Consider the following 13464-nt stretch of genomic DNA (forward strand, 5'->3'; position numbering starts at 1 on the left):
AATCCAATGAATCCAAAATTCTTTTGGATTTCGACTTCTTCTAAAGAAATTCAAAAAAACACTCTCTTTGTCCCCCTTCGTGGAGAACGAGATGGCCATGAGTATATTGCCGATGCGTTAAAAGCTGGTGCCACAGGTTTTTTATGCGAAAAAAATCACCCGATCCTAAAAAACCTTTCGAATGAAGACCAGAAAAAAGCCATCTTCGTAAAAGATACTTTGATCGCCCTTGGAACTTTAGCGAACTTTCATCGAAACCGATTTTGTCCCATCGTCATTGCCATCACTGGTTCTTCTGGGAAAACATCTACAAAAGATCTGTTAGGTGGACTTTTTTCATTTTTAGGATCAAAGTCTCTTGTGGTTACGGAAAAAAACTACAATAATGAAATCGGAGTTCCTTTCACTCTCTTTCGTATCACGGAGCGAACACAAGTTGTGATCTGTGAAATGGGAATGAACCATAGAGGCGAAATAAATCGGTTATCAAAAATGGCTGAACCCACACATGCTTTGATAACGAACATTGGCTCCGCACATATAGAAAATTTAAAATCAAGGGAAAACATCGCGGAAGAAAAAATTGATATCATCAATGGTTTACGCCCAAATGGAGTTCTGTTTGTGCCAGATGATTTGGATTTTTTAGGACGAGCAAAACAAAGGACCAAAAAATCAAATGTGAACTTGAAGATATGGAAACATTCAAAAAATCCGGAACTGAAGGTGAATATAGTCCAAAAGAACGGATTTTTGTTAGAATGGAGAATGGAAAAGATTCAATGGAATATCCCTGGTTCTAAATTATTGAGTAATGTTCGAGGAATGATCGCCGTTGGAAATTTCTTTCAAATTCCCGATGTAGAAATGAAAAAAACAATTCGGACTTACAAAAGCCCAAACAAACGACTCAATATTAAAAAAGGATTTTATACCATCATTGATGATAGTTACAATGCTAATCCTGAATCGATGTTGTCGAGTATTGATGCAAGTATACAATATGCACAAAACAAACCCATCGTCTGGGTCCTTGGAACAATGAAGGAACTTGGAAAGTTTTCAAAATTCTATCATGAAGAAATCGGAAAAAATTTGAAAAAATACCCAAAAGGAACCTTACTTGGATTTGGTGATGATACATTACCAATGGTCAAACAAGTATCCAATGGAAAACACTTTCAATCAAAAGTGGATTTAGTTGAATTCATTAAAAAAGAAATTCCAAAACAAGCAGTGATTCTCGTAAAAGGATCTCGCTCTATGAAAATGGAAGAAATTGTCTCGGAACTAGTTTCATTTAAAGGTTGATCGAGAATGAGGTTTTTTTAGATTCTACGTATGACAAACCCTTTACCGAAAGTTGCTGTAATTATGGGATCATATTCCGATTGGGACACCATGAAGGAAGCCTGCGAAATTTTAACTGAGTTTGGTGTACCTTTTGAAAAGGAAATTGTCTCCGCACATCGTTCTCCTGACAGAATGTTTCAATTTGCGAAAAATGCAAAAAACAATGGTTTCGGTGTCATCATTGCAGGAGCGGGAGGAGCCGCACATTTGCCAGGTATGACGGCATCCCTCACCACATTACCAGTTTTAGGTGTTCCAGTATTATCAAAAGCATTGAATGGAATGGATAGTTTATTATCAATCGTCCAAATGCCAAAGGGAGTCCCTGTCGCAACCCTTGCGATTGGAACAAGTGGTGCTGCCAATGCAGGTTTACTTGCTGTTCGTATCTTATCCCTACTTGATTCCAGTCTTTCCAAAAAATTGGAAGACTATGCGGATCAAAATCGTGAACAAGCTCTTTCGAAAAATGACCAACTGGTTTAGGAATCATTGATGAAAATAGGTGTTTTGGGATCTGGTCAGCTCGGCCAAATGATGTGTTTGGAAGCGATTCCACTTGGACATGATTTCTATTGTTATTCGCCCGATCTAAATTCTCCTTCTGAAAAACTGGGGGCCAAGGCAACCATTGCATCTTATGATTCCATTCAACAGTTAGAATCCTTCCTTCAAACGATCGATGTATTGAGTTTTGAGTTTGAAAACATACCAAAACCAACTCTTGAATTTTTAAAAAACCAAAAATTGATCGCCATTTTCCCACCACCACAAGCACTCATCATTGCCCAAGATCGATTTTTAGAAAAAAATCATTTCCGAAAACTTGGATTTGAAACCGCAGAATTCTTTCACCTAACCAAAGCTTCTTCCAAATTTGAAATTTCGATCCCATTTCCTTGGATCATCAAAACATTACGATTTGGATATGATGGGAAAGGCCAAGTCAAAGTGAATCATCAGTCAGAGTATGAATCCTTTTTACAATCGGCGTTTTTGAAAGATGAGTCTGAATATCTAATTGAAGAAGTGATTCCCTTTCAAAAGGAAATCAGTATTTTACTCACTCGTTTTCAAAATGGTGATATTGTCTGTTATGGTGCTGTCGAAAACGAACATAAGAATCATATTTTAGATCTATCAATTTTCCCTGCCAGAATCCCTGTGGGTCTCAACTTAGAAGCAATTGAAATGGCGTCAAAATTAGCAGAATCTTTACACTATGTGGGAACGATGGGTGTTGAGTTTTTTTTGAAAAACAATCAATTGTATCTAAATGAATTTGCTCCAAGGCCACACAATACAGGTCATTTCACCCAAGACTGCCAAAGTTTTTCTCAGTTCTATTTGCATGTACAAGCCATTACGGGAAACACTCCCCCAACGGATGTTAGGCCAAAGCCAACACTGATGAAAAATATCCTTGGGAATTCATTCGAAGAAAGCCTAGAAATTGCAAGTGAACTACAGAAAGATGATCGTTACCGGTTGCATTTATATGCAAAGGAAGAAGCAAAACCAGGAAGAAAAATGGGACATTTGAATTTTAAAGGAAGTTTAGAGGAAGTAAACCCCCTCTTTCATGACCTCTAAAATTTTTTAATCATTAGATTTAAGAAACAAGTTCCATTCCCCAATCCCTCACATTTCCAGCTCCCAAACACAATAAAAGGTCTCCTTTGTTCAGATGAGATTTGATTTGCTCCAAGTCTTCCCTAATATTACCATCTAACATTGTAGTTTGGCTTCCAGTCAGATACGGTAAAAAGCGATTCGAAGTAATCCCTTCCATTGGGTTTTCCCCAGCGGAATAGATGGGAAGTAAAAATACAAAATCTGCACCGAGAAGTGATTTCGCTAGATCTTCTAACAATAACTTTGTGCGAGTGTATCGATGAGGTTGGAAAATCACATGGAGTTTTCCTTTGTTTTTGATTTTATCTTTCAAAGATTGAATCACCATTTTGATTTCAGTTGGGTGGTGGCCATAGTCATCGATCACTGTCACCTCATTCCAAACTCCCAAAATTTCTTGCCTTCGTTTCACACCGATATAACGAGAGAGAATTTGAGAAGACTGAGAGGGACTGATTCCAATTCTATATGCACAAGTGAGAGCCACTAATCCATTGGTAAGGTAATGGACACCGGGATACGGTAATTCTAATGTATAGGACTGGTTTTCCAGTTGGAAATAAAGTTGATTTTCTTTCACTTCATAAAGAACCACAGTGATTTGTTTCTGAAACTGGGATAAAAAATAGGAAAACCATTCTTCATTTGTATGTGATTTTGTGACAAGTAAGTTCAGGTGTAACTCATTATGAAACGTAAGGTTACGATAATGAATTTCTAATACTGATTTTATCCCTGGATCACCAACAAATAATACAACTTCACCAGGAGATCCAAAACCCATATAGTCTAAGAAAGCTTCTTCTAACCTTTCTCGCGTTCGGTAGTAATCTAGATGGTCGTTATCGATATTCGTCAATAATCTAATGTTGGCTTTATGGCGAAGAAAGGTTCCGTCAGATTCGTCTGATTCGTAAACTGCATAGTCACCCTTTCCCATCTTACCACCACGTTTTTGTAATAAACTGGTATCCCCTCCAATCATGATGGTTGGATCAAGTCCAACTTCCGTTAAAATCTGTGAGACCATAGTTGTGGTCGAAGTTTTACCATGGCTACCCGCAACAGAAATTGATTTCTGATTGGAAACAAGAAGGTGCATAAATTCCGATCGATGTTTCAAAGGAATGTTTAAATTTTGAATACGATTAAACACATCTTTGTGTTTGTCATTGATGGCAGAACTGTAGACTACCATTTGGATACCATCCAAAGGAATTTCTCCAATCGAATGATAGAGTTTTACACCACGTTCGACTAAGTAGTCTGTGATATCTGATTTTTTTTTATCATAACCGACGACTGGAATTTGTAAATCGATGGCCATATGAGCAAGGCTTGACATCCCACTCCCACCAATGCCTAAAAATAGTATAGGACCTTTCATTTACGTTTTAATCCTAGTTTGAGTCTGAAAAAAAATAAGAAACGGTTTGGTAGGCTGCATTTACATTCGATAACGCCAAACTGATATGGCCCATTTCACGTAAAACTTCTGAATGGTCTTTCCAGGAAAGTAGGAATTTGACCAAAGGAGTTGGGTCATCACTTGTAGAATGTATGGTGACAGCGGCTCCTTGCTTTTCTAAATATTCTGCATTCGCCTTCTGGTGGTTATCTGCCGCAAAAGGATATGGTATGAGGATCATAGGTAAACCAAAAACCAAACACTCGGCAACTACACCTGCACCAGACCTTGCCACAACTAAATTTGCCCATTCATAATTGGGTTTCATATCATTGGCATAGGAAATGATTTCAGTTCCATCATTTGCTTTTTGTTTCGTTTCGTCGTAGAGATTTGTTCCCGTTAACAAACGAAATTTATACTTAGAGGCAATTTCAGCATTTTCCATCGTCTTTAAGATCATTTGGTTCAACTGTCTTGCTCCTTGTGAGCCTCCGAGGACGAGAACGTTGATTGTGTTTTTTTTACCCTCATGCAAATTTTCATTTTGTCTGATATTCAGATGTTCGGGTATCACACGTTTGCGAATGGGGTTGCCAATGATTTTTCCTGGAATTTGAAATGAGTCCACAATTGGAAAACTGAAGGCAATTTTTTTAGCAAATTTAGAAAACACCCTCGTGATTTTTCCTGGAACACAATTTTGTTCACATAAATACAAGGGTTTTCTAAATAAAATTGCATACAATATGGCAGGTAAACTGGAATACCCACCCATACCGATGACTGCATTGATTTTCAATTTTCTAAATAATAATATTGTTTTGATAAAAGGAAATAAAAACAAAAAAGGATAAACAATCGTCTTTAACCCACCTAACTGAGGGATATTATGCCAAATCACTTGGCAGGGTGGATTCAACAGGTCTGGATTATTTTGATTGCGAACTAAGGAATGAATATAAACAGATTCATATCCAAAAGCATTTGCCTTTTCACTTAAGACTTCTGCAAGCGCAACACCAGGTGAAATATGCCCACCGGTACCGCCAGCTGCAATGATTATAGATCCATTCATACGACCAAATTCTCCCTCCTAGTAATGTTGGCAAGGATTCCGAATAGGATAAAAATCGTTAAGAGAGAAGATCCTCCATAACTTAAAAAAGGAAGAGAGATTCCCGTCACTGGAACGATCCCTGTAACCACAAAAAGATTCAATATGGTTTGGAATCCAAATAAAATGAGAATCCCTGATCCTAAAAAGAAGCCCAATTTGTCTTTGGTTCGTTCCAAAAGGAAAAAAATGCGAACGAGTAAACATAAAACAATCAGAGTGAAAAATGTAAATCCGATAAAACCAAAATCTTCTACAAAAGAAGATAAGACAAAGTCGGTGTGACTATAAGCGAGATAACGATGTGCATAACCTGTTCCGATTGCTTTCCCAGTTGTTCCGCCATCAAAAAAAGCACGAAAACTTGTGACCAATTGGTGGCCTTCATCAAAACGGAATTTGTATGGATCAAGCCAAATCTCAAGTCGTTTTTTTCTGTAACCTACTTGAGTGACAAGTACAACAAGTAGTGGTATCACAGATGCTCCTAATATAAAAAGTCGTTTCAAAGGGAAACCAGCTAACAATACAAAGAAAAACAGTACAAGAAGTAACTCTACAGTGGTTCCAAACGCTGGTTCAATGACAATGAGTAAGAGTGTTAAAAAAATCACAACGATTGAAACGATCTTTTTTTGATCCCATTTGATTTTCTTAAAATCAAAGTTATAAAAAAAATATGATGAAAAAAGTAAAATACTGATCTTAGAAAATTCAGAAGGTTGGATTTGAAATCCAGCTATTTGGATCCATCGATTGAAACTCCTTCCATAACTCGTTCCAACAGATTTCCCAATTCCAGGAATGAATACCGCAACTAATAGTAATAAGCTGAAAAGAGAAAAAACAAATGACCATTTAACCAAAAATTGGTAAGGGATCTGGCAAAAGATAAGGAATAAAAAAAGTCCAATACCGCCCCACAAGATTTGTTTTTTTAAATAATAATAGGAATCGGAAAACTCTCTTTCAGCGGGAATGACGGAAGCACTAAACATCACAACGATTCCCATTCCAAATAACAAAAACATAAAAAAAAGCATGGGAGCATCAAATCGGGATGCTCCATATCGAAATAAATTTCGAAAATTTCGAATCAATTCCATTATTGGATTTTTAAGGTAGAGAGTGTGATGATCGCAAGAATGATCCCAATGATCCAAAACCGAATCACCACCTTCTCTTCTGACCAACCGGAAAGTTCAAAATGATGGTGCAAAGGCGCCATTTTAAAAATCCGTTTTCCCGTCAGTTTAAACGATCCCACTTGCAAAATCACGCTAACAGCCTCTGCAACAAAGATTCCACCGAGGATGACAAGTAGGATTTCTTTTTTTAACATAATGGCAACTAGACCCAAGGTGGATCCTAAAAACAAGGAACCTGTATCACCCATAAACACTTGCGCTGGGTGGCAATTGAACCATAGGAAACCAAGTAACGCACCGGAAAGGCCAGCAAGAAATACGGAATATTCATGGGAACCTGGAAGATACGGAATATGCAAATAGTTTGCTGCCGAAGGAGTTCCAGAAACATAAGCAATCAAAGCAAATGTTGCCGTGGAGATGACTACAGTTCCAGAAGCCAACCCATCCAATCCATCTGTTAAATTCACAGCATGAGAACTTCCGATTAACACGATAATGGCGAATGGAACTGCAAATATACCTAAGTTCCAAACAGGTCCTTTCACAAATGGTAAAAACAAATCGGTAATAGAAAAAACGATTCCTTTTTGAAGATTCACATTTGATTTACCTGTATAATAAAAATACAAGGTGGTAATCGTCACAGCAAAAAGTATCGTCACGATGAATTTGGTACGAGCTCTCATCCCACCTTTTATTTTTTTTACAGATTTCATATAATCGTCTGTAAATCCAAGGCCTGCAAAAAGGATAGCTGAGATAAGGAGTAAAATCACATTCCAATTAGACAAATTACCCCATAACAGAGTTGAGATGGTGAGTGATAAGATCATGATCAAACCACCCATGGTTGGGGTTCCCGATTTGTTAGCATGGGACTGGGGTCCATCATTTCGAACCGACTCTCGGAATTTTAAGGAAAGCAAAAACGAAATAAGAGATTTTCCAAAAATAAAGGTAATGAACATAGACGTAAGTCCCGCCATCATTGCCCGAAGGGTTACATAACTAAACACTCTTAAAAAACCATAATCATTACCAAATGATTCATAAATCCATTGGAACATACTAAATCCTCTATAACCCGGTATCTAAATTTAAAAACGCATTTTCAATTTCTAAAAAGTCGACAAAATTGGTTTTTTCTTTGCCGATGATTTGGTAAGTTTCGTGTCCCTTTCCTGCAACGACCAAAATGCCGTCTTTTTCCAAAAGGGAAACTGCTCGCTGAATGGCAACCCTTCGGTCAGTGATCTTCTCATACCGTTTGAAACCACGAGAAAAACCTGATTCGATTTCATCCAAGATGGACTCAGGATCCTCAGTTCTTGGATTGTCGGAAGTCAGGAAAACAAAATCAGCCAAGGTTTCTGCAATTTTTGCCATTTGTGGTCGTTTGGTACGATCCCGATCACCGCCACAACCAAACAAACAGATGAGTTGTTTGGGACGAATTTCAACACAACTCTTCAGAATATTTTCCAACGCATCAGGAGTGTGTGCATAATCCACAACGGCGATCCGAGTTTTGTCAGGGTATGGGATGACTTGAAAACGTCCAGGTACAGTGGGAATTTCTTCGATCGCCGTAACAACCTCATCCCAAGGAAATCCAAGTTCATAAGCAATGGACATGGCAAAGGCAGTATTAAACACGTTGAAGTTTCCGAGTAAATTGGTGCGAATGCTTCTGACTTCAATAAAAGGAAGATTTTTTTCTTTTTTATGGAAACGGTATTCGCTTCCAAGAAGAGAGAGTTTTGTATTGCTATAATGGAATTCACCCGATTTGCCAAGAATATAAATGGGAGTTTTTAATTTCGACTCGCGTATTCTTTGGATCATTCGATCACCAAATGAAACATCACCTGCAACCAAACCAAATTTGTTTTTGACTGACGATTGTTCGAGGAGTTGGAAAATTTTAAACTTACTTTCAAAATAGTCTTCCATACTTTCATGAAAGTCTAAATGGTCTTGGGTTAAATTGGTGAAACCAGCACAGGTGATTTCGATTCCTGCCACTCTTCCCAATTTTAATCCATGGCTACTTATCTCCATAAAAACATATTCTACACCTTCGTCTAACATCTCTCTGAGTAATAAATTGAGAGAAGATGCATCTGGTGTGGTATAACCTGATTCTAAAATTCGGTCTAAAATTTGGATTTGGACAGTACCTATGAGTGCAACTTTTTTCTTTAATTTTTTGGCAATGTGGAATAAAATAAAAGTTAAAGATGTTTTTCCATTTGTGCCAGTGATCCCAATGATTTTTAATTTTTTAGATGGGTTCCCTAAGAGTTGTGATGCCATTTTTCCATGAACATCACCTAACGCATCTTCTGATTCGAGTATGGTCGGAAATAAATCTAGATTTTTTAATTTGAGGTTCCGTTTGGATACAAGAACCACTTTGACACCTTTATCGTAAGCCATTTGCAAATAAGACTCGATTGTCTCAGCTTTGTCTTCCGGTAGTACAAAAACATCATTTGGTTTCAGCTTTCGGCTATCTGCCCAGATGTATCCTACGTCTAAATCTCCATCTCCTTTGATGAGTTTGAGCTCAGGAATTTTTTTGATAATTTCAGTTAGCTTCATGGTTTTGATTTTGCTTGCATCTCAGGTATGGGGGGAAGTTCAATCGTTACTGTCCTATTCCCTAAACTAATGGGTAAAAATTGATAAGTCCTTCGATACAAGGTTTCGATCCGCTCCGCAGAAGTATAGGAAACGATTCCAATTTTTAATTCATCGTTTTTTCGTTTTAACTCTTCTTTTGCTGTGGTACGTTCATGAATGAATCTCTGGAGTTTTGCCTTTTCCAAACCTTGCCAAACAAAAAAGAAAAAAAATCCTAAGAGGGGAAAAAGCACCAATAGTGATTGAAGAGGTGCCAAAAAATCGGACACCAGATTGGGTATCGATTTGATTGAGTGTGTCATTTTTCCCATCTACTTTCTTTTATCGGATTGATTTTCATAAGACCTCTTAATTTTGCCGATCGTGAGGCTCTGTTTTCCTTGATTTCTGTCTCGGAAGGTAATATGGGTTTTTTGGTTAAAATTTCGAATGGTCCATTGTCTTTCAAATCCCGAAAGGTCCATTTGACAATCCGGTCTTCCAATGAATGGAAGGAAATACAAGTGAGGACACCACCTATTCCCAAACATTGGGCAAGTGCTCGAATGCCTTTTTCCGCATGGACCAATTCTTCATTCACTTCAATTCGTAGGGCTTGGAAGATCCTTGTGGCAGGATGCGATTCTTTTGGCCAAAACTTTCTTGGGATGGATGCTTCTACAAGTTTTACTAAATCGGTATTGGTTCCAAATTTCTTTTTGTGTCTCGTCTGTACGATGTTATTTGCAATTTTTAAGGCCCAACGTTCCTCCCCATACTCCCAAAATACTTTTTTTAAGTGCAAAACTGAACTATAATTCACTACATCGGCAGCTGTTTTTCCACCGATATTGGCTTCCAACCGCATATCAAGCGGCTCATCATTCTTAAACGTGAATCCCCTACCCGAATGCAAAAAATGGAAAAGGGAAACGCCGAGATCCACAAGTGCCCCATCAAGCGAAGGACAACCTACTTCTTGTAATAACTCAGAATCTACTTCTGAAAAGTTCATTTGGAAGGCATGGACCCGGTCAAGAGAACCTATTTCTTTTAAGATCTCTTTTTTTGCTCTTTCTAACATCACTGCATCTCGATCGATGAGGATGAGTTTTGCCTCGGGGAAGGTTTTTAGAATGAGTTTGGAGTGTCCACCTTCTCCAGCGGTCCCATCCAAAAACCATTGCGGATTCGGATTTTTGGTCTGTTGTAATAAGGAGATGACTTCACTTGGCAGGACGGGTATGTGAGGAGATTCTAACACTGTTACTTTCTTACTGTATACTTGTCAAAATCCTTGCAATCCTTTAATCCTTCTCGGAGATTGAAAGTATCAATGAGTTCCTATGAAGAACATTCCATACGTAAAAATCTCTTTAGCATAGGGAAATTAGGATATGCAAAAGGGGACAGACCCAATGTAGAATGTATCCTATGTGGTGTACGCGACAAAAATGAAATTGTCCCGAATCTCACCATTGCAGAAACGGATCTTTCCATCGTTTCGATCAATTTATTTCCCTACAATCCAGGACACATCATCATATTTCCCAAACGCCATATCATCCATTATTTAGAACTGACTGACGAAGAGGCTTTGGATATCCATAGACTGACCCAAAAAACCATGAGGATTTTGGAACAACAATGGAAGGTACAAGGTTTCAATACGGGATACAATTTGGGGAAAAACAGTGGAGGGTCCATCCCCCACATCCACGAACACATTGTGCCTAGGTTTCCGAACGAAGCGGGATTTTTAGATGTACTTTCCAACACAAGGATTGTCATCTACGAACCTTACCAAATGTGGGAAGACCTAAAAAAACTTTGGGTAAAAGAAGAAAACTAAATTTACGTTTTCTTCTGGTAAATCGTATGACCTAAAAACTTAAATTGGTCTGAGATTCCAAACATGGTTTCCGAGTGGCCAAGGATCAAATACCCTTTGGGTTTCAAACTCACTTCAAAATTTTGGAAAAGAGTTTTTTGAGTGGGTTTGTCAAAATAAATCACAACATTCCGACAAAAGATCAAATCCAATTTGTCTGTGATGGGAAACGGAAACTGGAGTAAATTGATTTGGCGAAAATCAACGAGTGCTTTTAAATGAGGTTTCGCTTCAAAATAAACGTGTTCTTTTTCCGTAAATTGGTTGAAGTGTTTTTTCTTTAAGGACTCAGATACAGGTTCCAATCGATCGTCTCGGTAAACTCCCTTTTTCGCAGTCATGAGAACTTGGGTGTCAATATCCGATGCATAAATTTTACAATTCCAACCTGGTTTGTTTTGGAAATAATCATAAACGGTGATGGCAATCGAATAAGGTTCTTCCCCTGTGGACGATGCCGAACACCAAATCCGTAAGGTTTTGGGGGCTCCATTTTCTTGGGCTTCTTTTTCTAAATGGGGGAAGTATTCATTTTTTAAAAATTCAAAATGGTGGTTCTCCCGAAAAAAATCAGTCTTATTCGTTGTTATGCGATTGATAAGCTCTTGCATCTCTTGGGTCGCAAAACTAGGATCCAATTTTAATTTACCAACATAGTCTTCGAAACTTGGGATTCCAAGAGTCCGTAACCTAGCATTGAGCCTGGACTGCACCATGATTTTTTTGTGCGGAGCAAGGAAAATCCCTGCCTGTTTGTACACTAAATTTTTGATGAATTCAAACTCGGCATCACCGATTGTGTTTAAAGATGTTCGAAAGTCCAATTTGCCCTCACGAAGATTCAACAGTGTTTTTTGATTCTGACAAGTTGTTTTTTCCGAAGGAGGGTCAATCATGAAAATTGGCATCGTAAAACACCTAAATGCAAGGCCACTTACCCTCTATTTTGAAAGATCCCCTGATTTTACTCCCGTATATGAGAATCCAAGTGTCCTCATTGAACTTTTAAAAAAAGGGGAACTTGACTGCGCCCTCGTCTCTTCCATTGAATGTGAACGAAATCAAAACAAACTAGATTACACAAAAATTGTTGGAGTTTGCGCCAGGGACGTAGTGCGATCCGTTTTATTTTTTAAAAATGAAACAGAAACCGGGATCCCAGAAAAAGTGTTCACAGACATTGGGTCACGTTCGAGCGTTTGCCTTCTGCAATGCCTCTTCCATTTGGAATATGGAACGAAAGTGGAAGTGATCCCAACAGATGCCAAAGACATTTCCAAAATGATGGAAGAAGGAATTGGTTCCCATTTACTTTTTGGTGACCATGCACTTTTACAAACTCCTATCCCGAGTTACAAGGTGGTGGATCTTGCCGAATGGTGGCACAGAATCACTGGACTTTATTTTTGTTTTGCGTTTTGGGCTTATCCCAAGGGGAAAAAATGGGACCACCAAATCTTTTTAACTGCACTCGAATATGGGCTAAAGGAGCTAAATTCTATCATCAGTGAAGAAAAACGCCTTCCCATTGCCATTACTGACCGCTATCTAAAACAAGAGTTACACTATATCCCCGAACAAAAAAATTTGGATGGGTTTCTACTTTTTATCAAAACAGCAAAAGAATTAGGACTTTTATAATTAAAAAAATCGGATTTTGTATTCCCAAGTTTTAGCCTCAGGGTTTTCTAAAGTTTCTTGTAAAGGGATTTGATACACTAAATTTCCAAGTCCAATAAAACCCCGATTCGAGCTACACTCAGAATCTTTAGGAAACAATACTTTAAACTGAATTTTTCCTTCCCGTAATAATCTGGATGTTTCCGAAATGATTTTTTTTTCACCTGCACTCGAGTCAAGGATGGCGTTATCTGTTAGGTTAGGAAAATCTCGTTTGATCGATAAAGACCTAGGTTTTTGTTTGATGGAAAAAGTTCCTATGAGGACACCTTCCAAATGGACTGGGTCTTCAAAGTCTAATTTGTAAGAAACCTTTCCTTTTCGTTTGAAATACATATCCGTGGTCTCCGATTTCTCCAATTCACGGAACGTAAAGTCTCTCACTTGTAAATTATTATTGGATTTTTTTTTGACTGAATTTTGGATTTCTTCTTTTGAAGTGGGTAAAAATTTAACAAGAGATTCCTTTGAATCTTTTTTTAGAGGAACTGTATAAGCGATTTCCACTGTCCCAGAATTCAATTTTCGAAAAAGGATGGTTTCTTCGTATTCAAAGCAACCATAACAAAAAGGGAGTAAACATAATAAAATTCGAAACACACCC

General features: G+C 38.0%; 14 protein-coding genes. 5 read left to right on the forward strand and 9 right to left on the reverse strand.

Annotated elements, in window-relative coordinates; translation table 11 throughout:
• Window positions 1-6 precede the first annotated feature (6 nt).
• Genes LEPBI_RS08660 through LEPBI_RS08670 form a run of 3 tightly spaced genes read left to right on the forward strand, consistent with a single transcriptional unit; the run spans window position 7 to window position 2946 of the window.
• Entirely contained in the window at window positions 7-1311 is a 1305-nt protein-coding gene (locus LEPBI_RS08660) for a UDP-N-acetylmuramoyl-tripeptide--D-alanyl-D-alanine ligase (RefSeq protein ID WP_226992736.1), read from the forward strand.
• Between the two features lie 30 nt (window positions 1312-1341).
• Entirely contained in the window at window positions 1342-1839 is a 498-nt protein-coding gene (purE, locus tag LEPBI_RS08665) for a 5-(carboxyamino)imidazole ribonucleotide mutase (protein ID WP_012388738.1), read from the forward strand.
• A gap of 9 nt (window positions 1840-1848) precedes the next feature.
• Window positions 1849-2946: a 5-(carboxyamino)imidazole ribonucleotide synthase gene (locus LEPBI_RS08670; RefSeq protein WP_041769823.1), complete on the forward strand. Its 1098-nt coding sequence runs from the start codon at window positions 1849-1851 to the stop codon at window positions 2944-2946.
• A 19-nt stretch (window positions 2947-2965) separates the two neighbouring features.
• Here the strand turns inward: LEPBI_RS08670 and murC are convergent, their stop codons facing one another.
• Genes murC through rsmH form a run of 7 tightly spaced genes read right to left on the reverse strand, consistent with a single transcriptional unit; the run spans window position 2966 to window position 10553 of the window.
• A complete protein-coding gene (gene murC / locus LEPBI_RS08675) occupies window positions 2966-4375 on the reverse strand; it encodes a UDP-N-acetylmuramate--L-alanine ligase (protein ID WP_012388740.1) in 1410 nt (469 codons plus the stop codon).
• 13 nt (window positions 4376-4388) lie between these two features.
• Entirely contained in the window at window positions 4389-5474 is a 1086-nt protein-coding gene (locus LEPBI_RS08680; RefSeq protein ID WP_012388741.1) for a UDP-N-acetylglucosamine--N-acetylmuramyl-(pentapeptide) pyrophosphoryl-undecaprenol N-acetylglucosamine transferase, read from the reverse strand.
• Complete coding sequence (locus LEPBI_RS08685) at window positions 5471-6619, reverse strand: FtsW/RodA/SpoVE family cell cycle protein (RefSeq protein ID WP_012388742.1); 1149 nt, start codon at window positions 6617-6619, stop codon at window positions 5471-5473. The genes LEPBI_RS08680 and LEPBI_RS08685 overlap by 4 nt, the downstream gene beginning before the upstream one ends.
• Window positions 6619-7731 (reverse strand): phospho-N-acetylmuramoyl-pentapeptide-transferase, encoded by a 1113-nt coding sequence (gene mraY / locus LEPBI_RS08690; RefSeq protein ID WP_012388743.1) that lies wholly within the window; start codon window positions 7729-7731, stop codon window positions 6619-6621. Before mraY ends, LEPBI_RS08685 begins: the two co-directional genes overlap by 1 nt.
• A 10-nt stretch (window positions 7732-7741) precedes the next feature.
• Window positions 7742-9268, reverse strand: a complete 1527-nt coding sequence (locus LEPBI_RS08695) for a UDP-N-acetylmuramoyl-L-alanyl-D-glutamate--2,6-diaminopimelate ligase (protein ID WP_012388744.1) — start codon at window positions 9266-9268, stop codon at window positions 7742-7744.
• Window positions 9265-9621, reverse strand: a complete 357-nt coding sequence (locus tag LEPBI_RS08700; RefSeq protein WP_041769824.1) for a hypothetical protein — start codon at window positions 9619-9621, stop codon at window positions 9265-9267. The genes LEPBI_RS08695 and LEPBI_RS08700 overlap by 4 nt, the downstream gene beginning before the upstream one ends.
• Window positions 9609-10553 (reverse strand): 16S rRNA (cytosine(1402)-N(4))-methyltransferase RsmH, encoded by a 945-nt coding sequence (rsmH, locus tag LEPBI_RS08705; protein ID WP_012388746.1) that lies wholly within the window; start codon window positions 10551-10553, stop codon window positions 9609-9611. The genes LEPBI_RS08700 and rsmH overlap by 13 nt, the downstream gene beginning before the upstream one ends.
• Window positions 10554-10625: 72 nt before the next feature.
• Here rsmH and LEPBI_RS08710 point away from each other — a divergent pair, with 72 nt between their 5' ends.
• Window positions 10626-11141 (forward strand): HIT family protein, encoded by a 516-nt coding sequence (locus LEPBI_RS08710; protein ID WP_012476277.1) that lies wholly within the window; start codon window positions 10626-10628, stop codon window positions 11139-11141.
• A 2-nt stretch (window positions 11142-11143) separates the two neighbouring features.
• Here the strand turns inward: LEPBI_RS08710 and LEPBI_RS08715 are convergent, their stop codons facing one another.
• Window positions 11144-12004 (reverse strand): CheR family methyltransferase, encoded by an 861-nt coding sequence (locus LEPBI_RS08715; protein ID WP_041770007.1) that lies wholly within the window; start codon window positions 12002-12004, stop codon window positions 11144-11146.
• 70 nt (window positions 12005-12074) lie between these two features.
• Here LEPBI_RS08715 and LEPBI_RS08720 point away from each other — a divergent pair, with 70 nt between their 5' ends.
• Window positions 12075-12821: a menaquinone biosynthetic enzyme MqnA/MqnD family protein gene (locus tag LEPBI_RS08720; protein ID WP_012388749.1), complete on the forward strand. Its 747-nt coding sequence runs from the start codon at window positions 12075-12077 to the stop codon at window positions 12819-12821.
• On the opposite strand, the gene LEPBI_RS08725 is transcribed toward LEPBI_RS08720, so the two are convergent.
• Window positions 12822-13460: an LIC11874 family lipoprotein gene (locus tag LEPBI_RS08725; protein WP_012388750.1), complete on the reverse strand. Its 639-nt coding sequence runs from the start codon at window positions 13458-13460 to the stop codon at window positions 12822-12824.
• Window positions 13461-13464 lie beyond the last annotated feature (4 nt).

This window comes from Leptospira biflexa serovar Patoc strain 'Patoc 1 (Paris)', assembly GCF_000017685.1.
In the GTDB taxonomy this organism is placed as follows: Bacteria; Spirochaetota; Leptospiria; order Leptospirales; family Leptospiraceae; genus Leptospira_A; species Leptospira_A biflexa.